The 22,892-nt window shown below is 69.1% G+C and carries 19 protein-coding genes and 1 tRNA gene; 19 read left to right on the plus strand and 1 reads right to left on the minus strand.

Translation table 11 applies throughout. From position 1 onward, the window contains the following. Positions 1-2 precede the first annotated feature (2 nt). From traA to PGH47_RS29075, 10 genes are all read left to right on the plus strand, one after another. Positions 3-572, plus strand: coding sequence for a plasmid transfer protein TraA (gene traA / locus PGH47_RS29030; RefSeq protein WP_271665840.1), 570 nt, complete (start codon positions 3-5; stop codon positions 570-572). 54 nt (positions 573-626) lie between these two features. Beyond that, entirely contained in the window at positions 627-2,642 is a 2,016-nt protein-coding gene (gene traB / locus PGH47_RS29035; RefSeq protein ID WP_271668181.1) for a plasmid transfer protein TraB, read from the plus strand. A 170-nt stretch (positions 2,643-2,812) separates the two neighbouring features. Then, positions 2,813-3,121 carry a hypothetical protein gene (locus tag PGH47_RS29040; protein WP_271665841.1) on the plus strand — a complete coding sequence of 103 codons (309 nt, stop codon included), beginning with the start codon at positions 2,813-2,815 and terminating at the stop codon, positions 3,119-3,121. A 14-nt stretch (positions 3,122-3,135) separates the two neighbouring features. Next, the gene (ssb, locus tag PGH47_RS29045; protein ID WP_271665842.1) at positions 3,136-3,570 is read left to right on the plus strand and encodes a single-stranded DNA-binding protein; all 435 of its coding nucleotides are present in this window, start codon (positions 3,136-3,138) and stop codon (positions 3,568-3,570) included. Positions 3,571-3,656: 86 nt separating this feature from the next. After that, positions 3,657-4,571: a bifunctional DNA primase/polymerase gene (locus tag PGH47_RS29050; RefSeq protein WP_271665843.1), complete on the plus strand. Its 915-nt coding sequence runs from the start codon at positions 3,657-3,659 to the stop codon at positions 4,569-4,571. After that, positions 4,568-4,942 carry a hypothetical protein gene (locus PGH47_RS29055; protein ID WP_271665844.1) on the plus strand — a complete coding sequence of 125 codons (375 nt, stop codon included), beginning with the start codon at positions 4,568-4,570 and terminating at the stop codon, positions 4,940-4,942. The genes PGH47_RS29050 and PGH47_RS29055 overlap by 4 nt, the downstream gene beginning before the upstream one ends. Beyond that, positions 4,939-6,141 (plus strand): DUF3631 domain-containing protein, encoded by a 1,203-nt coding sequence (locus PGH47_RS29060; protein WP_271665845.1) that lies wholly within the window; start codon positions 4,939-4,941, stop codon positions 6,139-6,141. The genes PGH47_RS29055 and PGH47_RS29060 overlap by 4 nt, the downstream gene beginning before the upstream one ends. Positions 6,142-6,343: 202 nt before the next feature. Next, positions 6,344-6,535, plus strand: a complete 192-nt coding sequence (locus PGH47_RS29065) for a helix-turn-helix transcriptional regulator (protein WP_126274364.1) — start codon at positions 6,344-6,346, stop codon at positions 6,533-6,535. 203 nt (positions 6,536-6,738) lie between these two features. Next, positions 6,739-7,989 carry a tyrosine-type recombinase/integrase gene (locus PGH47_RS29070; RefSeq protein ID WP_333938112.1) on the plus strand — a complete coding sequence of 417 codons (1,251 nt, stop codon included), beginning with the start codon at positions 6,739-6,741 and terminating at the stop codon, positions 7,987-7,989. A 949-nt stretch (positions 7,990-8,938) separates the two neighbouring features. Beyond that, positions 8,939-9,451: a hypothetical protein gene (locus PGH47_RS29075; RefSeq protein WP_271665846.1), complete on the plus strand. Its 513-nt coding sequence runs from the start codon at positions 8,939-8,941 to the stop codon at positions 9,449-9,451. A gap of 133 nt (positions 9,452-9,584) precedes the next feature. On the opposite strand, the gene PGH47_RS29080 is transcribed toward PGH47_RS29075, so the two are convergent. Then, positions 9,585-9,656, minus strand: a tRNA-Arg gene (locus PGH47_RS29080). Between the two features lie 175 nt (positions 9,657-9,831). Between PGH47_RS29080 and PGH47_RS29085 the strand changes: the two genes are divergently transcribed. The 9 genes from PGH47_RS29085 to PGH47_RS29125 all read left to right on the plus strand — a co-directional run bounded on the left by PGH47_RS29085 (position 9,832) and on the right by PGH47_RS29125 (position 22,768). Continuing rightward, a complete protein-coding gene (locus PGH47_RS29085) occupies positions 9,832-10,317 on the plus strand; it encodes a response regulator (RefSeq protein WP_271665847.1) in 486 nt (161 codons plus the stop codon). 256 nt (positions 10,318-10,573) lie between these two features. Beyond that, positions 10,574-11,791: an ArgS-related anticodon-binding protein NrtL gene (gene nrtL, locus PGH47_RS29090; RefSeq protein WP_271665848.1), complete on the plus strand. Its 1,218-nt coding sequence runs from the start codon at positions 10,574-10,576 to the stop codon at positions 11,789-11,791. A gap of 17 nt (positions 11,792-11,808) precedes the next feature. Then, positions 11,809-13,200: a diaminopimelate decarboxylase gene (lysA, locus tag PGH47_RS29095; protein ID WP_271665849.1), complete on the plus strand. Its 1,392-nt coding sequence runs from the start codon at positions 11,809-11,811 to the stop codon at positions 13,198-13,200. 174 nt (positions 13,201-13,374) lie between these two features. Beyond that, positions 13,375-14,673 carry a homoserine dehydrogenase gene (locus PGH47_RS29100; protein WP_126900128.1) on the plus strand — a complete coding sequence of 433 codons (1,299 nt, stop codon included), beginning with the start codon at positions 13,375-13,377 and terminating at the stop codon, positions 14,671-14,673. 6 nt (positions 14,674-14,679) lie between these two features. After that, on the plus strand, positions 14,680-15,738 hold the full coding sequence (gene thrC, locus PGH47_RS29105) for a threonine synthase (RefSeq protein WP_271665850.1): 1,059 nt from the start codon (positions 14,680-14,682) through the stop codon (positions 15,736-15,738). Between the two features lie 303 nt (positions 15,739-16,041). Next, entirely contained in the window at positions 16,042-16,959 is a 918-nt protein-coding gene (thrB, locus tag PGH47_RS29110) for a homoserine kinase (protein ID WP_030947226.1), read from the plus strand. Positions 16,960-17,367: 408 nt separating this feature from the next. Next, positions 17,368-19,383, plus strand: a complete 2,016-nt coding sequence (gene rho / locus PGH47_RS29115) for a transcription termination factor Rho (protein WP_271665851.1) — start codon at positions 17,368-17,370, stop codon at positions 19,381-19,383. 244 nt (positions 19,384-19,627) lie between these two features. Further along, on the plus strand, positions 19,628-21,409 hold the full coding sequence (locus PGH47_RS29120) for a trypsin-like serine protease (RefSeq protein ID WP_443048620.1): 1,782 nt from the start codon (positions 19,628-19,630) through the stop codon (positions 21,407-21,409). A 207-nt stretch (positions 21,410-21,616) separates the two neighbouring features. Continuing rightward, complete coding sequence (locus tag PGH47_RS29125; protein WP_271665853.1) at positions 21,617-22,768, plus strand: LCP family protein; 1,152 nt, start codon at positions 21,617-21,619, stop codon at positions 22,766-22,768. Positions 22,769-22,892: the final 124 nt, after the last annotated feature.

A 22,892-nucleotide genomic window follows, 5' to 3' on the forward strand; every position in this document is an offset into this window, starting at 1 on the left:
TGATGGCTCAGACCACCAACGGCCAGCGTCGGCAGGCGCCGGCGAACAATCGCCCCGGCGTGAACCCCCAGAACAAGGGCGCCAAGTTCGCCAACGCCGGCGCCGCCGTGGGCGGGTTCGTCGGCGCGGTGGGCGGCTCGTTCGTCCCGCCCATCAACGTCACCGTCAACAACAACCGCAGCCGGGGCCAGGGAGGCGGCGGTGGCCGCTCGCAGGCCCAGTCCCTGCTGCCGCCGCCCGACTTCGGCTCCCCGGCCCTGGTGCGGAACTACTGCAACACCCTGCGCGCGGCCGGCGTGACGCTGTCCATCGAGGTGGCCATGGGTGCCGAGATCCTCGAAGGCATCCTCGCGGCCGTGCCGGACCCCGAGGGGCGTACGTTCGGCTCCCGCATCCGGGCCCGGAAGGTGGCCCGCAAGATGCGCAAGTCCGCCGATGACCTGCGCAGCGCGGCCAAGAACGCCGCCGCCTGCTACTCCGCGTTCCAGCAGGAGTTCGAGGAAGAGATCAACCGGGTGCGGCACCGTGCCCGGGGCCCGCAGCAGCCGGTCATGAACTGGGCTCAGCAGTAAGGAGGTTGGGCCATGGCCCGCGATCAGAACAGCATGACGGCCTACCCCGACGGCATGCCCGGCTATGTCGTGGACCCCCACGGCGGGCCGGAGAACGGCACGGTGCGCGCCTACCTGTTGCACAAGGCCAAGCCGCACATCCCGCCGTGGCTCGGCTGGGCCGGAACCGGTCTGGTCGGCGCGTTGGGGCACTGGCGGTGGCCGGATAATGCGGCGGCCGGTGTCGGCCTGACCCTGGCCTCGGTGGCGCTGACCGGCGTCACCTGGGCCGCGGGCAAGAACATCACCAAACAGCGGCGCCTGCACTCCGCGGTGACGGTCGCGTGCGGGTCGGCGTGGGTGACCGCCGCCTGCCTCGCGGGCCCGACGGCCGGTCCGGTTGACGATCTGTACCTGATGGGCGGCCCGGCGGTGGCCCTATCGTGGAACGTGCGTGTCGTCCTGCGCAACAACGTCGACGGCGCCCCGGGCAGCGCCGACGGGGGCCTGCTGGCCAAGGTCGGACTCGCGCGGGCGCAGATCGGCGCGGCGAAGGTGGAACCCAACCGGGTCACCGCGCCGCTCGCGCTGCAACCCGGCGAGCAGACCACCGACGACGTCACCAAGGCACTGGCACGGATCGCATCCGCGCTCGACCTGCCCCGCACCGCCATCCGCTACAGCCCCGACCCCGACTCCGAACGCCGCGGTGACCTGGTCATCGTGCCGGAAGACATGCTGGCGGAGGTAGTGGAGTGGGAGGGCCCGTCGAATCTGGGCGGCTCCATCGCCGAGCCGCTGGTCGTCGGCCGCTACGACGACGGCGCCCCGCTTCTCCTCTGGCTTCCCGGAGATCCGGATGCGGGCCGCAACTCCACACACGTGCTGGTAGCGGGCGGCACCGGGTCCGGCAAGGGCGATGCCGCCCTGAACCTGCTCACCGAGATTCAGTCGCGGACCGACGTCATCGTGTGGTTCTCCGACCCCAAGGCGTTCCAGGACTTCGCCCCGCTGCGGGCCGGTCTGGACTGGGCTGCGGAGGGTGGCTCGCAGACGGAGGTCATGGTGGCCGCCGTCGAAGCTGCCATCCCGGCGCGCACGCGCTGGCTCGGCACGCACGGCTACCGTCAGTGGGTGCCCGAGGCGGCGCAGGTGCAGAACGACCCGGAGCACACCTGTCGTAGCGACGGCCGGGCCTGTGGCTGTGCGGGGATGCCGTTCCTGGTGGCCTGGTTCGAGGAGGCCGCCAACACCCTGCGCGCGATGGGCGATGACGCGTTCACCGGTATCGCGCAGGAAGCCCGGTCCGCCGGAATCTCCCTGATCGTGTCGTTGCAGCGCCCGTCCTACGACCAGATGTCCACCTCCACCCGCGCCTCGCTCCCCTCGGTCATCGCGCTCGGCTGCGACCCGCGCGATGAGGGGTTCTCGCTGCCGGAGACGGTCATCGATGCGGGCGCGCACCCCGGGGCGTGGGGCAATCGGCGACCGGGCTACTGCTACGTCGTCTCGCCGGGCATCGACGAAGCCCGCTACCCGTCCCCGGGACGTACCCGGCGCTTCAGCCTCCGGGCCGTGCCGGTCATGGAACGCCTCGCGGCGTGGGCGCAGCACAACGGCGCGGTCGCCGACCCGGTCACCGCGGGTGCGGCCTCCGGCGTCGCAGGGCGCGCCTACGTCGGCCGCCCGGCCACCGGTGAGGAGCGGACCGCGCTGACCGTTGTGGATGAGGAGGAGCCGGACATGGACCACGGCGGCTTGTTCGGTGACCTCGAGGACGGCGACATCGACCCCGAGGCGGAGCTTCCGGAGCCGGAGGAGGGCGATGACGCCCCGATCTTCGGGCAGGACACCGGCCGCAAGCCGGGGCCGGAGGAAGCCCGTCGGCTGTTCGCCGACGCGCTCGTCGAGTTCGAGTCCGGGGGCCGCATGATCGTGGGCCCGCGCGACTTCATGGACTGGTGCGACCGGCACAACCTGTCGCGCCCGTGGGTGTCCGCTCGCCTCAAGGAGGCTGCGGAGGAGGGCCGGTTGGAGGCGACGAACACCACCGGCCGGTGGCGAATCGTTCCCGCCCTGACGGCCGCCTGACGCCTGACACCGTCAAGGCCCCCTGACACCCAAACCCCTAGGCAAACCCGCTGTCAGAAACGCGTGACGCCCCTGGCGTGACACCGCTGACAACCCTGCCTGACACCCGATCCCGCGGGCCCGCACGCCATGCCGGCATGCGCGTGCCCGCGTTCCCGAAGGGAGGCTCGATGTCCCACCGCGACGCGCCGGGGATCATCACCCCGCACATACCCGCCGACGCCTACCGCCGCGCCGAAGCCACCGGCGCTCCGGTCGTCATCGTCGTCCAGGGCACCACCCACCACGGCATCCCGTGGCGCCGAATCCTGCTCCCCTTCGCCGTCGCCGGCGCCGCCGCGCTCGGCACCTGGGGACTGGTCGTCGCCCTGTGCGCGCTGCTGGACGCCATCGCCCACACCGCCACCGTCATCGCCGGAGCCGCCGGACCCATCGGCGTCGGCGGTATCACCCTCAAACTCACCCGCCCCAAGCACTGACCCAGGGAGACAGCATGTCGTTCGGAGAGACCCCGGTCACGATCACCGGCAACCTGACCGCCGAGCCGGAGCTGAAGTTCACCGACTCCGGCCAGGCACTCGCCAAGTTCACCGTCGCCTCCACCCCGCGCACCTTCGACAAGGACTCCGGCCAGTGGAAGGACGGCACGTCCACGTTCTTCCGCTGCGCCGCCTGGCGTTCGCTCGCCGAGCACGTCGCCGAGTCCCTCACCAAGGGCTCGCGCGTGGTGCTGTCCGGTCGAATCCGTCAGCACAACTGGCAGACCGAGCAGGGCGAGAACCGCTCCATGCTCGCCGTGGAAGTCGACGACATCGGCGCCTCGCTCCGCTTCACCACGGTCGTCATCAACGGCAAGACCGGCGACAAGCCGGACGCCTCAGGCGACCCGTGGAACACCGACGGCAACACCGCCAAGCCCCCGTTCTAGATGCGCCCGGGGCGGTCGCCCTCTCGCCAAAGAATCGCGACCGCCCCGGCTCTCCCGTCCCTTCGACAGAACCGGAGACCTCCAGCATGACGCATGACGCACGACCCGCGCTGCTGTCCGCAGCGCTGCAAGCCGCCGCCCGCGGCTGGCACGTCCACCCGCTTCGCCCCGGCGGCAAAAGCTCCGCCCTGCACGGCGAACGCACCTGCCCCCAGACCGGCGAGTGCGCCGACGGACACATGAAGTGGGAACAGCGCGCCACCACCGACCCCGACCGCATCCGCGCCGCGTGGACCGCAGGCGCGTTCAACGTAGGCATCGCCACCGGCCCCTCCGGCCTGGTCGTCGTCGACTTGGACGTGCCCAAGGAGAAGAGCGTGAAGGGCAGTTCGGACGCGCCTTGCGGCGCGACGTCCTTTGCGGCGCTCTGCGAGCGCGCCGGACAGCCAGTCCCCCTCACGTACGCGGTGCGGACGCCCAGCGGAGGGCTGCACCTGTACTACGAGGTACGGCCGGACGTCCGGTTGTTCAACACCGCCCGTACCGTGGCCGCGAACGTGGACACGCGGGCGTGGGGCGGGAACATCGTGGCCGCGGGCAGCATCACCCCTCAGGGCGCCTACGAGGTCATCAATGGCGCCCCGGTGGCCAAGCTGCCTGCCTGGCTTATGAGCCTGCTCCAAACCCCGGCCACGCCGGACCGGGCGCCTGCTCCACTGCTCATCCCGGGCCAGGCCACCCGTCGCGCCGAAGTTGCCCTGGCGCGCGAGACGGCCGCCGTCAGGGGGACGTCGGAGGGTGGGCGCAACAACCGGCTGTTGGCGGGCGCCCGCTCCCTGGGGCGCTTCGTTGCATGGGGCGAGATCACCCGAGACGTGGTCGAGACGGCTTTTCAGGCGGCCGGCGAGGCGGCCGGACTGTCGTCGGGCGAGTGCCGGACCACCATCCACAGCGCCCTGGACTGGTCGATTCGCACTTGCCGGCCGCGGGAGACTGCATGACCGCCACCCCGCCCCGCGCGGGCCTGAAAAGCAGCCCCGACACCGTCGATCAGCCGGACTCCGCCATCACCGCGGTACGCCTGGCTCCGACGTGCGGCCGAGAGAAGGTCGCCCGTCAGGGCGTCCTGTCAGCCCTTCCCCCCGACCAGCCCCCGAGCGCCCCGCCGCCCGGTGACGGTCGCTTCCCCGTGGCCTGGCTCCACATCCACGCCCCCTACGGCGCCACGCCCACCGCCACCTCCAAGTGCCTGTGCGGCCGTGACCACAGCGCCATCGGCCGCCGCAAGGTACTGGATCTGATCACCGACCACGCAGCCCACAGAGACGCCTGCCCGCTTCGCACCACCCAGGCAGGGAGGAACGCGGCATGACCAGCCCCAACACGCCCTCACCGTCGATCGACGGCGCGGCCCTGCTCGATGAGGTCGAAGTGTTCCACCGTCGCTTCAACATCTTCCCCACCGAAGCTGCCTACGTGGCTGTGACCCTGTGGGACGCGCACGCCCACTTGCTTGACTGCTTCGACTCGACTCCGCGCATCGCCTTCCTGTCCCCGGAACCGGGGTCGGGCAAGTCCCGCGCACTGGAGATCGTGGAAACCCTCGTACCCAACAAGATGGCTGCGGTGGATGCCTCAACATCTGCGCTCTTCCGCGCTGTTTCGGGCATCGAGGGCGAGCGTCCCACGATCATCTTCGACGAGATCGACACCGTATTCGGGCCCAAGGCGGGGGAGAACGAGCAACTCCGCGGGTTCCTCAACGCCGGACACCGGCGAGGGAGGCTCATGTACCGGTGCGTGGGTGACGGCGCCAACCAGACCGTCCAGGGCTTCCCGTCCTACGCGGCTGTGGCCATGGCCGGGCTCGGCTCGTTGCCGGACACGATCCTGACCCGCTCGGTCATCATCCGCATGCGTAAGCGCGCTCCGAACGAGAAGGTGGAGCCCTACCGCGAGCGCATCAACGAGCGGGAAGGGCACGCCCTGCGGGATCGCCTCGCCGAATGGGCAGACACCGTGCGCGAACAAGTCGCCGACGGGTGGCCTGCGATGCCGGAGGGCATCACGGACCGACCCGCAGACGTCTGGGAACCCTTGCTCGCGGTTGCCGACGCCGCTGGCGGTGCCTGGCCGGAGCGTGCGCGTCTCGCCTGTGTGGATCTGGTCCGGGCGGCGCAGGACAACAGCGAAACCTCCCTGGGAGTCCGCCTGTTGACAGACCTGCGCGACCACGTTTTCAACGGCGCCGACCGTGCGCCCACGGCGGTCATCCTGGATCGGCTCAACAGCTTGGAAGACGCCCCCTGGGGTGACCTCAGTGGCAGGCCCCTGGACTCCCGGCGGCTCTCGCGCATGCTCAAGGAGTACATGCAGGCGGACAACAAGCCGATCAAGGCTCGCAACATGCGGACCGCGTCCGGACTGCTCAAGGGCTACTACGCGGCTGATCTGCGCGACGCATGGATGCGTTACTGCCCGCCGCCGCTTCCGCCCCTCCCGGCATCCGCTACATCCGCTACACCGGCCAGGTCCGACGCTGAGCCGCTTCTGACCAGCGTCAACGCGTAGCAGACCGACCACTTACCAGCCGCTACACCGCCCTCCCGGGCCGCTACATCCGCTACATCCCCGGGGCGGTGTGGCGGCTCTATCCGCTACACGCTACGCATCCGCTACACGAAACAGGCCCCTGACCTGCGCTGTAGCGGATGTAGCGGATGTAGCGGACCTGGGGGAGGGCGGCGTGGCCAGTGCGACGAGGAGAGATGGCGTGGGCAAGCCGCGCGACGAACTGCTCACCATCCCGCAGGTAATCGAAGAGATCGGAGTTCCCCGGGCCACGTTCTACCGGTGGCGCTCCTGCCGGAAAGGGCCGAAATCCATCAAACTCCCGAGCGGCGCAGTACGGATTCGTCGCTCCGAACTCGAACGGTGGCTGACTTCGCTGGAGGAAGCCGCGTGACAAGCAAAAACCCAGGGGTCGGGCAGAGCGTGAGTCCGGCCCCTGAGGGGTTCTCCTTCGATGTGCGTCTCTGGAAAGTGACGAAGGCACAGAGCAAAACCCGCCCCTACCAACTGCGTTGGAAAGTCGGAGGCAGGGTCAGCAGCGCCACATTCGCCACGACTGCACTTGCCGACGGGCGTCGGTCCGAACTGTGGCAAGCCATGCGCAGAGGGGAAGCCTTCCGGATTGCGGACGGACTCCCCGAGTCTGAGGTACGAGCGGCCGAAGCAGCTGCGACGGTTCGCAGCGATCCGTCGTGGTTCGAATTCGCCCGTGAGTACATACGGGTCCGCTGGCGGACCGCCGCTGCGAAGACGCGCGAAGGACTGGCAGACAGCCTCGCCACCGTGGCGCTCGCCATGATGGGGGAGGGGGACGACGCGCCCACGCCGGAGGACGTTCGGCGAGCCATGCGATGGGCCGTCGTGCCGGCTCACAAGGACGAGGAGCCGCCGGAGGACTTGGAGGCGGCGTGCGCGTGGCTCACTGCCCACTCGCTGCCTCTGTCGGCTCTCACAGACTCCAAGGTCATCAGGGACGTTCACTTCCGGCTGTCCTTCAAACTGGATGACACTCCGGCCGCGACCGACACGTATAAGCGAAGACGACGTGGCTTCAACACCGCAATGGAATACGCGATTCATGAGGGCTACCTCGAAGAGAATCCGCTCAACAGGGTGCAGCGGTCCACCAGCAGAAGTGGAGACGCAGTAGACCCGCGGACTCTCGTGAACGAACTGCAAGGAAGGCAACTCCTCATTGCAGTCTCGTACGTGGGATCAGTTCACAGGAATCGTGGGCGTCGACTGGTCGCCTTCTTCGCCTGCTTCCTGTACGCGGCGATGCGACCTGCTGAAGTCGTCGGTCTCCGGCTGAACGACTGCCACCTTCCGGAACATGGGTGGGGGACGCTCACGCTTCGCGAGACGCGGCCTATCTCGGGAAAGAGGTGGACGGATTCGGGGGAGCGCCACGACCGACGCGGGCTGAAGGCGCGGGAGCCCGGTTCGGACCGGCCGGTGCCGATTCCGCCCGTACTGGTGGCCCTACTCCGGGCGCATGTGAAGGAGTTCGGCACGGCCAAGGACGGCCGGCTCTTCCCGAACGAGCGTGGCGGATTGCTCGGGACTTCCAGCTACTGGCGTGTGTGGCAGGAGGCCCGGCCGTTCGCCCTCACCCCGCACAAGGTGGCCTCCCCACTGGCCCGCAGGCCGTACGACCTACGGGCCACCTGCATCACGAACTGGCTCCGCGCCGGCCTCCCTATAGCTGAGGTGGCCCGGCGCGCCGGCAACTCCCCGGAAGTCATCTACCGCCGCTATGCCGGCGTCATAGACAACAGCGAGGAGGAGAACAACAAGAAGATCGAGAAGACGATGGGGTGGGTCATGGAGGATGACTCTGACGCTTAGCGCATCGTCCTCACACGTTCGCTGAGGTCACTGCTACGGAACTCATGAGAGCGGGAGCCGATGCCTCGGTTCCCGCTCTCCAATACCGATGCGCCCTGGCCAGCGGCTGGTCTCTCCTGTCCTTCACAAGCGCCCGGCGGAATTTGGACCTGCTCTCACGACATGGTCCCCAGACGGACACACAAGGGTGGGCACCCCTTGATGGTTGTCATGTTCAGCCGGACAGGAACCGCTTCATGTTGATCCCGAGGGTGGTTGCCCCGAGGAAGGTGGCTCCTCCTGCTCCGAGTGCCCCCGAGAGCTGTGTACCTGTGCTCCAGAAGAGGCCTGTGGTAGCCAGAGCGAGGGTCAGGGAGCCGATGACGATGATCGCTGCCCACAGGCCACGCTGAGATGAGTCAGGACTGCTCATTTGCCGCATTCTCCTTCATGTGCTTACTGGTGTGGAGCCGACGAAAAGAGACTCTCAGAAGGTAAAACTGCAGGTCAAACGGCATGTTGCGTCACTGTGATTGAGATCTAGGAAGTTAGTGACGGGGCTAAAATGCTATACTGGCTGATGAGTTCGGCATTTGTGCTCTAGCGTTTTGCTGGCTGCAGCGGAATGTATAAGGGAAGAACAGCCAGGACCCCCATGACACCAGTACCCCCGCACCCCGGTCTCTCCTGCAGGATGGCAAAAGTGGATGGAGATGGGCTAGCTCGTGCCGTAGCTGAGGCTGAGCTTGCGCAGGTAGCGAGCAAGGCGCAGCGGACTGGCAACGTGCCGTTTCCCCCCGCCTTCGTCATCGCGAAGGAAGGGCAGGCCAGCAAGGCGCCCCTGGCCAGGATGGTTCAGGGCGGGCAAGGGGGGTTTGTTCGACTACGCCTCTATTTGTGCATCACAATGATGGCGACGAGTGAGCCCTTCAACCTCCGGAAGCCACCGACTCCGCGAGGGTGGGCTCGGATGCTGGCGCTCGACTCGCAGGGGGCTGATCGGCGAGTTCAGCGCAATCTGAAGTGGCTTGCCGAGAACAACTTCATCAAGTTGGAGCCCCGCTGGGGAGGGCCTGCAGAGATCACGTTGCTCAGTGCGGTCGGAGACGGACAGCCGTACGTTCGGCCCATCGAGGAGCTGTCTAACAAGGGGCGATACGTCGGCGTCCCTGTGGAGTTCTGGACGAACGGTTGGATCCTGGAGCTGTCGACAACGGCAGTGGCGCTACTCCTGGTGCTTCGAGATGCGTTGGGCGGACGAAGTTCTCCGGAGTACATCCCGACCTACAAGCAGAGGCGTTATGGCCTGTCCTCTGATACTTGGACCAAGGCCATCAAGGAACTGCGGGGCTACGGCCTGTTGGTTGTCGGGCGGGAGTCCCAAGGGAGTACCTATGACTACGAGCGGATGCGGAACACGTACCTGTTGGACTGGGACCGGCTGAAGGAGCGCCCACAGCCTCGTGAGCCCTCGGTCGGGTGAGATGGTCTATCGCAGGTCTATCGCGACCACCACGAACCAACGACAAAGGGCGGGACCCAGTGAGACTGGGTCCCGCCCTTTTGTTTCGGCATCTGCTCTGGTCAGACCGTGATCTAGGTCGATGACCGGCAAGTGCCCCCGGCAGGATTCGAACCTGCGCACACGGCTCCGGAGGCCGTTGCTCTATCCCCTGAGCTACGGGGGCGTGTCGGGCGCCTTGCTTGGCGGCGACGGGTAGAACCCTACCAGCTTCGGTGGGGTGTTCATGAACGGGTTTCCGGGGTCGTGGCACCCGGTGCGACCTGGGGTGCGTCGCCCGCAGGGGGGTGGAAGTCGGGAAAACCCGGACGCGGTGGCCGGTCCGGACCTACTCTCGAGTTGTGCCAGGCGCTTCCGGCCGGGTCCTTGTTGTGGACGACAACAAGGTCATCCGGCAGCTGATCAGGGTCAATCTCGAGCTGGAGGGGCTCGAGGTGGTGACCGCGGCCGATGGTGCCGAGTGTCTGGATGTCGTTCATCAGGTGCGGCCCGACGTGATCACCCTGGACGTGGTCATGCCCCGACTGGACGGGCTGCGCACCGCCGCTCGGCTGCGCTCCGACCCCCGTACCCGTGATCTGCCCCTCGCCATCATCAGCGCCTGCACCCAGTACGAGGTCGACAGCGGCCTTGACGTCGGCGTCGACGCCTTCCTCGCCAAACCCTTCGAGCCCGCCGAACTCGTGAGCCTTGTACGGCGGTTGATCGAGCGGAGGGGGAGCGGGAGCGGAGAGGGCGACGGGTGCCCCGAGGGCAGGGGGGCCGATGATGCCGTGCTCGGAGGCATCCTGGGCGCCGGCGAGGCCGCCGGGCGGACCGGAGGCTGAGGCGGGCAGGGCGGCGGCAGAAGCGGTTGAGTGGCCGAGTGGCTGCCCGGTCGGTCGCGTCTTCCGTAGCGTCGGAACGGAGTAACCGACCGCGCCATCCCCCATAGGTCCAGTGCCACGCCGGGACCCATAGGTCCAGCGCCACGCCGGAGCCCTCCCGCTGCACCCCACCCCAGCTCCCCACCCCGTCCACATCGCGGAACCCAGCCCAAACCCATTCGCATACCCACCCCCCTCCTCCCATACGCTTGTCCCCGTGACCCCCGTCGAGCTCTCCCGTTCCGTGCTGTGCGCGGTGCGTCGTGCTGTCGACGAGGGGGAACTGGACGTCGCCGTGCCCGAGCGGGCCGTGGTCACCGTGCCGGGGCCCGGTGGGTGTGGGGACTACGCCACCAACATCGCGCTCCAGCTCGCCCGGCCGGCCGGGCAGCCCGCCCTGCGTGTCGCCGAGATTCTGCGGACGCGCCTCGCGGGGACGGACGGTGTCGCCGACGTCGTCGTCACCGGGCCCGGGTTCCTGAACATCCGCCTCGGCGGCACCGCGTCCGTCGCCCTCGTCGAGGAGATCCTTCGGCGCGGCGACCGGTACGGATACGCCAACGGTCCGTCCGCGGACTTCGTGCCGCTGTCCTGTCCGCGTGAGGTCCGGGCCGTTGTCGTGATGGACGCCGTCGCCCGGATCCTGCGTTCGCAGGGCGCCGCCGTACGAACCCGCTGCGAGGCCGAGCTCCCTCAGGAGTGGCTCGACATCCTGGGCGTACGGGTGGACACAGTCGGCGGCAGGTCCAGCAGGCCCGGTGATTCCAGCAGGCCCAGCAGGCCCAACAGGCACGGTGAGTCCAACACGGTCGGCCTCCCAGGCGATGACGCCGGCTCCCGTGTCACTCGGCACCAGCCCGTTCCGCCCGACGACCTCCCCCACCACGCCGTCCGCCCGGTCCCCGCCCCGCTCGACCCCCTCTTCCTCGGACGCGACGCCGCCCGCTGGGCCCTGCTCCACCCCGCCGAGCACGACCGGCCCCGTGTCACCGACGAGCATCTCGTCCAGCGCGAGAGCAATCCTCTCTTCCGCGTCCGCTACGCATACGCCCGCACCCGGGCCCTCTCCCGCAACGCCGCCGATCTGGGATTCAGCGCCGAGCCGGGATCCGTAGAGCCGTTCACAGGGCAATTCACGGATCAGCTCACTTCGCAGTCCCCGGCACCGCTCAGCTCCCACCCCCTCCAAACCGCCCTCGCCGACCATCCCCGAGTGCTCGCCCAGGCGGCAGCCCACCGGGCTCCCGACCGCCTTGCCCGGCATCTCGTCGCCGTCGCCGACGCTGTGCTTCCGTTGCTGGCCGTCGTGCTGCCGCGGGGTGCGGAGAAACCCTCGGCCGCCCACCGTGCCCGGCTCGCGCTTGCCGAAGCCGCCGGGGCGGTGCTGGCCGGCGGCCTGTCCCTGCTCGGTATCGACGCACCCGAACATCTCTGAGAGAGCCCACGACAGTCATGAGCCGTTCCGCACACCCCGCCGGGCCCCGTCACGCCGATGTCCTGCCCGAGGGTCACTACTCCGCGCCGCCCGCCGACCTCAACGCCCTCGACGCGAAGGTGTGGGCGCAGACCGTCGGCCGTGACGCCGACGGCGTGGTCACCGTCGGCGGCGTCGACGTGAAGACCCTCGCCGAACAGCACGGCACGCCCGCCTACTTCATCGACGAGGCCGACTTCCGCGCCCGCGCCCGCTCCTGGCGCAGCGCCTTCGGCAACGACGCCGACGTCTTCTACGCCGGCAAGGCGTTCCTCTCCCGCGCCGTCGTGCGGTGGCTGCACGAGGAGGGGCTCAACCTGGACGTGTGCTCCGGCGGCGAGCTCGCCACCGCCCTCTCGGCGGGCATGCCGGCCGAGCGGATCGCCTTCCACGGCAACAACAAGTCCGTCGAGGAGATCACCCGGGCCGTGGAAACCGGTGTGGGGCGGATCGTTCTCGATTCCTTCCAGGAGATCGTGCGTGTCGCCCACGTCGCGCAGGGGCTCGGCAAGCGGCAGCGGGTGCAGATCCGTATCACCGTCGGCGTCGAGGCGCACACGCACGAGTTCATCGCCACCGCCCACGAGGACCAGAAGTTCGGCATTCCGCTGGCCGGCGGGCAGGCCGCCGAGGCGGTGCGGCGGGCGTTGAAGCTCGACGGGCTGGAGCTCATCGGGATCCACAGCCACATCGGGTCGCAGATCTTCGACATGTCCGGCTTCGAGGTCGCCGCGCACCGCGTCGTCGGGCTGCTCAAGGACATCCGTGACGAGCACGGTGTCGAGCTGCCCGAGATCGACCTCGGCGGCGGTCTCGGCATCGCGTACACCAGCGCCGACGACCCGCGCGAACCGCACGAGATCGCGAAGGCGCTCACCGAGATCGTCACCCGTGAGTGCGAGGGCGCCCGGCTGCGCACGCCTCGGATCTCCGTCGAGCCGGGGCGGGCCATCGTCGGGCCCACCGCGTTCACGCTCTACGAGGTCGGCACCATCAAGCCCCTGGACAACCTCCGTACCTACGTCTCCGTCGACGGCGGCATGTCCGACAACATCCGTACGGCGCTGTACGACGCCGAGTACAGCGTCGCGCTCGTGTCACGGACCTCCGACGCCGAGCCCATGCTCGCGCGGGTCGTCGGCAAGCACTGCGAGAGCGGGGACATCGTGGTGAAGGACGCGTTCCTGCCGGCCGACCTGGCACCGGGTGACCTCATCGCCGTACCGGCGACGGGCGCCTACTGCCGGTCCATGGCCAGCAACTACAACCACGTGCTGCGGCCCCCGGTCGTGGCCGTGCACGAGGGCGAGTCCCGGGTGATCGTCCGGCGGGAGACCGAAGAGGATCTTCTTCGGCTCGACGTCGGCTGAGCAGCGAATACAGCAGCGAATACAGCAGCGAACACAGCGGGGTGGAAGATCTCCTGTCTTCCACCCCGGTACAAATGAAATAGATGTCTCACGATCCGGACGAAGGGCAGAAACTCCCGTCCGGTGAGTGAGACTGGTGCAACCGTAGACGGTATGAGGAAACGAGGTCGGATGATGCGTACGCGTCCGCTGAAGGTGGCGCTGCTGGGCTGTGGGGTTGTCGGCTCAGAGGTGGCGCGCATCATGACGACGCACGCCGACGACCTCGCCGCCCGGATCGGTGCCCCCGTCGAGCTCGCGGGCGTGGCCGTACGGCGGCCCTCCAGGGTCCGTGAGGGCATCGACCCCGCGCTGATCACCACGGACGCCACCGCCCTCGTCAAACGGGGCGACATCGACGTCGTGGTCGAGGTCATCGGCGGTATCGAGCCGGCCCGCACCCTCATCACCACCGCCTTCGAGCACGGCGCCTCCGTCGTCTCCGCCAACAAGGCCCTCCTCGCCCAGGACGGCGCCGCCCTGCACGCCGCCGCGGAGGCGAACGACAAGGACCTCTACTACGAGGCCGCCGTCGCCGGCGCCATCCCGCTGATCCGCCCGCTGCGCGAGTCCCTCGCCGGCGACAAGGTCAACCGGGTGCTGGGGATCGTCAACGGCACCACGAACTTCATCCTCGACAAGATGGACTCGACCGGCGCCGGCTATCAGGAGGCCCTCGACGAGGCCACCGCGCTCGGGTACGCGGAGGCCGACCCCACCGCCGACGTCGAGGGCTTCGACGCCGCCGCCAAGGCCGCGATCCTCGCCGGCATCGCCTTCCACACGCGTGTGCGTCTCGACGACGTCTACCGCGAGGGCATGACCGAGGTGACCGCGGCCGACTTCGCCTCCGCCAAGGAGATGGGCTGCACCATCAAGCTGCTCGCCATCTGCGAGCGGGCCGGTGACGGCGCCTCCGTCACCGCGCGCGTGCACCCCGCGATGATCCCGCTGACCCACCCGCTCGCCTCCGTGCGCGGCGCCTACAACGCCGTGTTCGTGGAGTCCGACGCCTCCGGGCAGCTCATGTTCTACGGCCCCGGCGCGGGCGGTGCTCCCACCGCGTCCGCCGTGCTCGGCGACCTCGTCGCCGTCTGCCGCAACCGACTCAGCGGGGCAACGGGGCCCGGCGAGTCGGCGTACGCCGCCCTGACCGTGTCGCCCATGGGTGACGTCGTCACGCGCTACCACATCAGCCTCGACGTCGCCGACAAACCGGGTGTTCTCGCCCAGGTGGCGACCGTGTTCGCGGAGCACGGAGTGTCGATCGATACGGTGCGCCAGCAAGGACGGCAGGACGGAGGCGGCGAGGCATCCCTCGTCGTCGTCACCCACCGTGCGTCCGACGCGGCCCTCGTCGGGACCGTCGAGGCGCTGCGCAAGCTCGACACCGTGCGGGGTGTCGCCAGCATCATGCGGGTTGAAGGAGAGTAACCAGCAATGACCCACCAGTGGCGCGGAATCATCGAGGAGTACCGGGACCGGCTGCCCGTCTCCGACACCACGCCGGTCGTGACGCTCCGCGAGGGCGGCACGCCCCTCGTGCCCGCGCAGGTGCTCTCCGAGCGCACGGGCTGCGAGGTCCACCTCAAGGTGGAGGGTGCCAACCCCACCGGGTCCTTCAAGGACCGCGGCATGACCATGGCCATCACGCGGGCCAAGGAGGAGGGCGCCAAGGCCGTCATCTGCGCCTCCACCGGCAACACCTCCGCCTCGGCCGCCGCCTACGCCGTGCGCGCGGGCATGATCTCGGCCGTACTCGTCCCGCAGGGCAAGATCGCGCTCGGCAAGATGGGCCAGGCCCTCGTGCACGGCGCGAAGATCCTCCAGGTCGACGGCAACTTCGACGACTGCCTCACGCTCGCCCGCGAGCTGAGCGACAACTACCCCGTGGCGCTGGTGAATTCGGTCAACCCGGTGCGCATCGAGGGGCAGAAGACGGCCGCCTTCGAGATCGTGGACATGCTGGGCGACGCCCCCGACATCCACGTCCTCCCGGTGGGCAACGCGGGCAACATCACCGCGTACTGGAAGGGGTACAAGGAGTACGCCGCCGACGGTGTCTCCAGGCAGACCCCGCGCATGTGGGGCTTCCAGGCCTCCGGCTCCGCGCCGATCGTGCGCGGCGAGGTCGTCAAGGACCCCTCGACCATCGCCACCGCGATCCGCATCGGCAACCCGGCCTCCTGGCAGTACGCCATCGACGCGCGGGACGAGTCGGGCGGCTTCATCGACGAGGTGACGGACCGTGAAATCCTGCGCGCCTACCGGCTGTTGGCCGCTCAGGAGGGCGTCTTCGTCGAGCCCGCGTCCGCCGCGTCGGTCGCCGGTCTGCTGAAGGCCGCCGAGCAGGGCAAGGTCGACCCGGGCCAGCGCATCGTGTGCACCGTCACCGGCAACGGCCTCAAGGACCCCGACTGGGCCGTCGCCGGCGCCCCGCAGCCCGTCACCGTCCCGGTCGACGCGGCGACGGCGGCCGAGCGGCTCGGGCTGGCGTAAGCCGGGCCACGCTCCGTCGCAGCAGGCTCGCGCAGGCGACCACGAGGCGCCCTGCCTGGGGAACTTCCCTACAAGGGGTGCACGGGGGGCATACGACACGCATCGTGCGCCTCCTGTGCGCCCTATGTCGCCACAGAACCTACCTTCGATACGCTGTACTGAACCCGCCCGCCGCATATGCCTCCGCATAGGTGCGGTGCCGCGCCGTCTCCGCGGCCCGGAAGCGGTCCCAGAGGTTCTCGTACTTCATCGAATGTCTTCGACAATCGACAATCACCGCAGCTCAAGGAGAGTCATCGAGCGATGGCCGGTCCAGCCTTCCGCGCCGCCGCCGTCCGGGTGCGCGTCCCCGCCACCAGCGCCAACCTCGGTCCGGGCTTCGACGCCCTCGGCCTGTCGCTGGGGCTCTACGACGACGTGGTCGTCCGGGTGGCCGACTCCGGGCTGCACATCGACATCGCGGGTGAGGGCAGCGAGACGCTGCCGCGCGACGAGAACCACCTGCTCGTACGTTCCCTGCGCACCGCCTTCGATCTGCTGGGCGGCCAGCCGCGCGGCCTGGAGATCGTCTGCGCCAACCGCATCCCGCACGGCCGCGGCCTCGGCTCCTCCTCCGCCGCCATCTGCGCCGGCATCGTCGCCGCGCGTGCCGTGACCATAGGCGGCGAGGCCCGGCTCGACGACGCGGCCCTGCTCGAACTCGCCACCGAGATCGAGGGTCACCCCGACAACGTCGCCGCCTGTCTGCTGGGCGGATTCACCCTGTCCTGGATGGAGGCCGGCGCCGCCCGGGCCATCAGGATGGAACCCGCCGATTCCATCGTTCCGGTGGTTTTCGTTCCCGGTAAGCCGGTCCTGACGGAGACCGCGCGCGGTCTGCTGCCGCGCACCGTCCCGCATGTCGACGCCGCCACCAACGCGGGCCGTGCCGCCCTGCTCGTCGAGGCCCTCACCCGGCGCCCCGAGCTGCTGCTGCCCGCCACCGAGGACCGTCTGCACCAGGAGTACCGCGCTCCCGCGATGCCGGAGAGCGCCGCGCTGGTGGAGCGGCTGCGGGCCGACGGAGTGCCGGCGGTCATCTCGGGCGCGGGACCAACTGTGCTGGCACTGGCCGACGAGGACAGCGCCGACAAGGTCGCCCATCTGGCAGGCGAGGGGTGGGCCGCGAACCGGCTCGACCTCGACGCCCAGGGAGCGAGCGTGCTGCCGCTTGCGACCTGACACACGGTTGCCGGATTTCGAGAGGGGGAATGTTTGTTGGATCCGGTAGTGTTAACCTCAAGTCTGCACCCGACCCCACCATGGCGAGGTGCTTCGTGTCCCCGTCCGGGACAGACATTCTTCCGGGAGCCTCCCAAGCCGCACTGTGTTCCGTACGACGTACGCGGGCAGTACCTCGTACACGAGCACTGAGCGACTCGACGGGCACGCTCCGGAACCGGCGCGACCGAGCCGCGTGACACCGACACTCAGTGCCACGGCTCTGGGAACCGCCATCACCAGAAATTTCTCCGCCATTTAGGGCGGACCACCGCCCCGGCGCGGTCCACACACCAAGGACCTAAGCCGGACAGCACAACCGGTCGCCGAGCCAGACAGGCCGACGTCCGCTCCAGGGAAGGACCCTTCGTGAGCGACACCACCGATCTGATGGGCGCACGTGTCGAGGAGACCGCTGCCGCGCCCGCCACGGACGCCTCCGCGCCTGCCGGCGGTGCCGGCTCCCGGCGGCGCCGCGGTACCGGCCTCGAGGGCATGGTGCTGGCCGAGCTTCAGCAGGTCGCATCCGGCCTCGGTATCAGGGGCACGGCGCGCATGCGTAAGAGCCAGCTGATCGAGGTCATCAAGGAGGCGCAGGCCGGGGGAGGTGCCGCGGCTCCGAAGGCGGAGGCCGCCACCGAGACCAAGCCCAAGCGCCGCGCCACCTCCAAGGCCCGTACCGGCGAGGACGCCGAGAAGAAGGCGGAGAAGGCGGCTGAGGCCCCCGCCGAGAAGGCCGTGGCCCAGCAGCAGATCGAGATTCCCGGCCAGCCGGCCGGCGGCCCCTCCCGCGACGGGAACGAGGACGCGCCGGCCGAGCGCCGTCGTCGCCGCGCCACCGCGGACGCGGGCAGCCCGTCCGCCGCGCCGGAGACGGTCGCCGCCGAGGCCAAGAACGAGCCGAAGGCCGAGACGCCCGCGCAGTCGCAGGGCGACGCCAAGAGCGACGCCGACGGCGGCGAGGGCCGTCGTCGTGACCGCCGTGAGCGCGGCCGCGACCGTGACCGCGGTGACCGTGGTGACCGCGGTGACCGTCGCAAGGGCGACGACCAGCAGGGCGGCGGCCGTCAGGACCGCCAGCAGGGCCAGCAGCAGGGCGGTGGCCGTCAGGACCGCCAGCGCGACAACGGCCCGCAGGACGACGACGACTTCGAGGGCGGCCGTCGTGGCCGTCGCGGCCGCTACCGGGACCGTCGTGGCCGTCGTGGCCGTGACGACGTGCAGGAGCCGCAGATCGCCGAGGACGACGTCCTGATCCCGGTCGCGGGCATCCTGGACATCCTCGACAACTACGCCTTCATCCGTACGTCGGGCTACCTGCCGGGCCCCAACGACGTGTACGTCTCCCTCGCCCAGGTCCGCAAGAACGGTCTGCGCAAGGGCGACCACATCACCGGCGCGGTCCGTCAGCCCAAGGAAGGCGAGCGGCGCGAGAAGTTCAACGCGCTGGTCCGCCTCGACTCCGTCAACGGCATGGCGCCCGAACACGGCCGCGGCCGCCCGGAGTTCAACAAGCTCACCCCGCTCTACCCGCAGGACCGCCTCCGCCTGGAGACGGACCCGGGCGTCCTCACCACGCGCATCATCGACCTGGTGTCGCCGATCGGTAAGGGCCAGCGCGGTCTGATCGTGGCCCCGCCGAAGACCGGCAAGACCATGATCATGCAGGCGATCGCCAACGCGATCACGCACAACAACCCCGAGTGCCACCTGATGGTCGTCCTCGTCGACGAGCGTCCGGAAGAGGTCACCGACATGCAGCGGTCGGTGAAGGGCGAGGTCATCTCCTCGACCTTCGACCGTCCGGCCGAGGACCACACCACGGTCGCCGAGCTCGCCATCGAGCGTGCGAAGCGCCTGGTGGAGCTGGGCCACGACGTCGTCGTGCTGCTCGACTCGATCACCCGACTGGGCCGTGCGTACAACCTCGCCGCCCCGGCCTCCGGCCGCATCCTGTCCGGTGGTGTCGACTCGACCGCCCTGTACCCGCCGAAGCGCTTCTTCGGTGCGGCCCGCAACATCGAGGACGGCGGCTCGCTGACCATCCTCGCCACCGCACTGGTGGACACCGGGTCCCGCATGGACGAGGTGATCTTCGAGGAGTTCAAGGGCACCGGCAACATGGAGCTCAAGCTCGACCGGAAGCTCGCCGACAAGCGCATCTTCCCGGCGGTGGACGTCGACGCGTCCGGTACCCGTAAGGAAGAGATCCTGCTCGGCAACGAGGAGCTGGCGGTCACCTGGAAGCTGCGCCGGGTGCTGCACGCGCTCGACCAGCAGCAGGCGATCGAGCTGCTGCTCGACAAGATGAAGCAGACCAAGTCGAACATCGAGTTCCTGATGCAGATCCAGAAGACGACGCCGACCCCCGGCAACGGCGACTAGACGCTCCGCTACGAGAGCCGAAGGACCACTCCTGTACTTCGGCCGCGGGCCGTCTGTGGCTGATCGCGCAGTTCCCCGCGCCCCTGGAGGGCGTTGAGGCCGCCCCACGTCATATCAGTGACGTGGGGCGGCCTTTTGGCGCAGATAGGAGCGGGCGTATCTGTGCGCCCCTTCCTACTCTTGTGTCTCTGGGGGGACTTTCTTGACCACCAATCCGTCCGGCAGTGGTCGTCACAGACGCCGGATACGTTTCGGGCTGCCCGTGGCCGCCGCCGGCCTCGCCGCGGCGGTCGCCACCGCGCTGCTGACCTCGTCCGCGGGGGCCGCGACCGCGCTGCCCGAGCCCACCGTGAAGCCCGTGACCGGTTCGGCCTCGTCGGCCGAGCTGGAGCGGCGCGTCGCGGGCGCCGTCGCCGGTGACGACACCGCGGGGGAGACGTCGAAGAAGTCGTCGTACGGCGCGAGCACGACCGACGCCGCGGGTGACTCCACCGTGAGCCCCATGGTCATCGGCGGCACCACCACCAGCATCACCTCGGCGCCCTGGATGGCGCAGCTCTGGTACTACGACGACCAGGGCACCGCCGACGAGGCCGACGACACGGGCTTCTTCTGCGGCGGCGCCGTCGTCGCGCCGACGAAGATCCTCACCGCCGCGCACTGCGTCAAGGGCTACGACTGGTACAACTACGGCGCCGTCGTCACCGGCACCAACCAGCTGCCGACCACCGACGACGCCGGCAACAGCGACCTGCACGGCGGCACGGTCTCGCTGCCGTACCGGCAGTGGAACCACCCGTCGTACAGCGCGACGACGATCGACAACGACATCGCCGTGATCACGCTGGCCAACCCGGTCAAGGCGACGCCGATCCGCATGACGACGTCCGGCGACACCGCCTCGTACGCCGCCGGCACCAGCGCCAAGGTCTACGGCTGGGGCCGCACCAGCTCCACCAGCCAGGACATCTCGCAGTCGCTGAAGTCGGCGACGCTGCCGATCCAGTCCGACACCACGTGCGCGGGCTTCTACGGCGGCGACTTCGTCAAGGGCCACATGGTCTGCGCGGGCAAGCCGGCCACCGGCAGCGACACCGGCACGGTCTCCGCCTGCAACGGCGACTCCGGCGGGCCGCTCGTGGTGAACGGCCGTATCGCGGGTGTCGTCTCCTGGGGCGTGCAGGACTGCGTCGCCAAGGGCGCGTACAGCGTGTTCGCCAAGGTCACCTCCTACGTCGGTGCCGCCTACCCGCGCATCGACGACACCAACATCAGCGGTGACCACCGGGCCGACCTGTGGCTGCGCAACGCCTCCACCAAGACCGGCTACTCCAAGAACTCCAACGGCACCACGTTCGCCGCGCGCGAGTCCTGGGGCGACTGGAGCGGCGTGAACCTGGTCCTGCAGACCGATCTCGACCGGGACGGCTACCAGGACCTGCTGTTCCGGCGCAGCTCGGACGGCGACATGTTCTGGTCGCACTTCGTGCCGTCCAGCGGCACCTGGGCCACCAAGCAGATCGCCGACAACTGGAAGACCCGCACCCGCGTCGTCGTCCCGGGTGACGTCACCGGCGACTACCTGCCCGACCTGCTCTCGGTCGACTCCGCCGGCTACCTGTGGATCTACCCGGGCAAGGGCAACGGCACCTTCGGCACCCGTGTGAAGGTCGGCTCCGGCTGGAACCAGTACAACTCCCTGCGCGGACACGGCGACTTCACCGGCGACGGCAAGACCGACCTGATCGCGCGCAGCTCGTCCGGCGGCTACATCTACCTGTACAAGGGCACCGGCAAGTCCGGCACGGGCGCCTTCTCCACCCGGGTCAAGGTCCGCACGTGGTCGACGTACAACGGCTTCGACGCCGTCGGTGATGTCACCGGCGACGGCAAGGCCGACTTCATGGCCCGCAACTCCTCCGGCACGCTCTACCTGTACCCGGGCACCGGAAAGGCCACGAGCGAGATCTTTGCCACACCGAAGTCCGTCGGTACCGATTTCAAGCAGTACGACATCCTCGGCTGAAAGCCCAGGTGACACCGGCACCCCCGGTGTCGTCGACTACGCACTGTGCCCATCGCCTCCCAGGCGGTGGGCACAGTGCGTTGTGCAACCCTTTCCCGGGTTTCCCCGTCTGACCCGACGGGGTGACGATGGTGCGGTAAGGGCCTTTTGGCCATGCCTGACCCTGACAGCAGGGGGTAACCGACCGGACGAGAACCGAGGAGCAGAGTGACCGCCGAGAGCACGCCGGAGCCCGGCATACCGGGCGAGAACGGGACCAACGGCCCGCGCAACCGCGCCAAGGGCCGTCGCCGCAAGCCGCGCGAGAAGCGCAAGGGCCTGCGGATCATGGCCTGGACGGCCGCCGGGATCGTGGTCCTGGGCGGAACCGGCGCCGGGTACCTCTACTTCAAGCTCAACGGCAACCTCAAGAGCGTCGACATCGACCAGGCTCTCGGCACCGACCGGCCGCAGAAGGTCGACAACGGCTCGGAGAACATCCTCGTCCTCGGCTCGGACACCCGCTCCGGCGGCAACAAGAAGCTCGGCGGCGGCGCCGACGACGGCAGCGCGCGCTCGGACACGGCGATGATCCTGCACGTCTACGAGGGCCACAAGAAGGCCAGCGTGGTCTCGATCCCGCGCGACACCCTCATCGACCGCCCCGAGTGCACCGACACCGACGGCAACACGCACGACGCGGCCTCCGGCGTGATGTTCAACGAGGCGTACTCCACGGGCGGCGCCGCCTGCACGGTGAAGACCGTCGAGTCCGTCACCGGCATCCGGATGGACCACTATCTCGAGGTCGACTTCTCCGGCTTCCAGAAGCTGATCGACGAGCTCGGCGGCGTCGAGGTCACCACCACCAAGGACATCAAGGACCCCGACAGCCACCTCGACCTCAAGGCCGGCACCCACCAGCTCGACGGCGAGCAGGCCCTCGGGCTGGTCCGCACCCGCCACGGCGTGGGCGACGGCTCCGACCTCGGCCGCATCCAGCTGCAGCAGGCCTTCGTCAAGGCGCTGCTGGAGCAGATGAAGGACATCAACCTGTTCGGCAACCCCAAGCGGCTGTACGACCTGGCCAACACCGCCACCAAGACGGTCACCACCGACTCCGACCTGGGCTCGGTCAACAAGCTCATGTCCTTCGCCAATGGCCTCAAGGGCATCAGCTCGAAGAACATGACCATGGTCACCCTGCCGGTCCGGTACGACCCGGCGGACCCGAACCGCGTGATCGTGGCCGAGGCGAAGGCCAAGCAGGTCTGGACGGCCCTGAAGAACGACAAGCCGATCCCGAAGTCGGCGACCGAGGGCACGGCCAAGGGCGATGCCAACGGTGTCGTGACGGCGACGCCATCGCCGAAGGAGTAGAGGCGCAACCGGCTGCGGAATAGATCGGAGCGGCCCCCGGTTTTGGGGGATGGCCCCAGTCCTGGCAGACTGGTACGTCGGCTCCGGTTCACGTCTCCGCATCCCGCGGTGGCGACCCGGCGCC

It is taken from the genome of Streptomyces sp. HUAS 31, assembly GCF_028198125.1.
Lineage (GTDB): Bacteria > Actinomycetota > Actinomycetes > Streptomycetales > Streptomycetaceae > Streptomyces > Streptomyces chartreusis.

Bases quoted from the DNA above. Each gene is read 5' to 3' on its own strand.
- traA (WP_271665840.1), top strand. From the start codon at position 3: ATGGCTCAGACCACCAACGGCCAGCGTCGGCAGGCGCCGGCGAACAAT.
- traB (WP_271668181.1), top strand. From the start codon at position 627: ATGCCCGGCTATGTCGTGGACCCCCACGGCGGGCCGGAGAACGGCACG.
- PGH47_RS29040 (WP_271665841.1), top strand. From the start codon at position 2,813: ATGTCCCACCGCGACGCGCCGGGGATCATCACCCCGCACATACCCGCC.
- ssb (WP_271665842.1), top strand. From the start codon at position 3,136: ATGTCGTTCGGAGAGACCCCGGTCACGATCACCGGCAACCTGACCGCC.
- PGH47_RS29050 (WP_271665843.1), top strand. From the start codon at position 3,657: ATGACGCATGACGCACGACCCGCGCTGCTGTCCGCAGCGCTGCAAGCC.
- PGH47_RS29055 (WP_271665844.1), top strand. From the start codon at position 4,568: ATGACCGCCACCCCGCCCCGCGCGGGCCTGAAAAGCAGCCCCGACACC.
- PGH47_RS29060 (WP_271665845.1), top strand. From the start codon at position 4,939: ATGACCAGCCCCAACACGCCCTCACCGTCGATCGACGGCGCGGCCCTG.
- PGH47_RS29070 (WP_333938112.1), top strand. From the start codon at position 6,739: ATGCGCAGAGGGGAAGCCTTCCGGATTGCGGACGGACTCCCCGAGTCT.
- PGH47_RS29075 (WP_271665846.1), top strand. From the start codon at position 8,939: ATGCTGGCGCTCGACTCGCAGGGGGCTGATCGGCGAGTTCAGCGCAAT.
- lysA (WP_271665849.1), top strand. From the start codon at position 11,809: ATGAGCCGTTCCGCACACCCCGCCGGGCCCCGTCACGCCGATGTCCTG.
- PGH47_RS29100 (WP_126900128.1), top strand. From the start codon at position 13,375: ATGCGTACGCGTCCGCTGAAGGTGGCGCTGCTGGGCTGTGGGGTTGTC.
- thrC (WP_271665850.1), top strand. From the start codon at position 14,680: ATGACCCACCAGTGGCGCGGAATCATCGAGGAGTACCGGGACCGGCTG.
- thrB (WP_030947226.1), top strand. From the start codon at position 16,042: ATGGCCGGTCCAGCCTTCCGCGCCGCCGCCGTCCGGGTGCGCGTCCCC.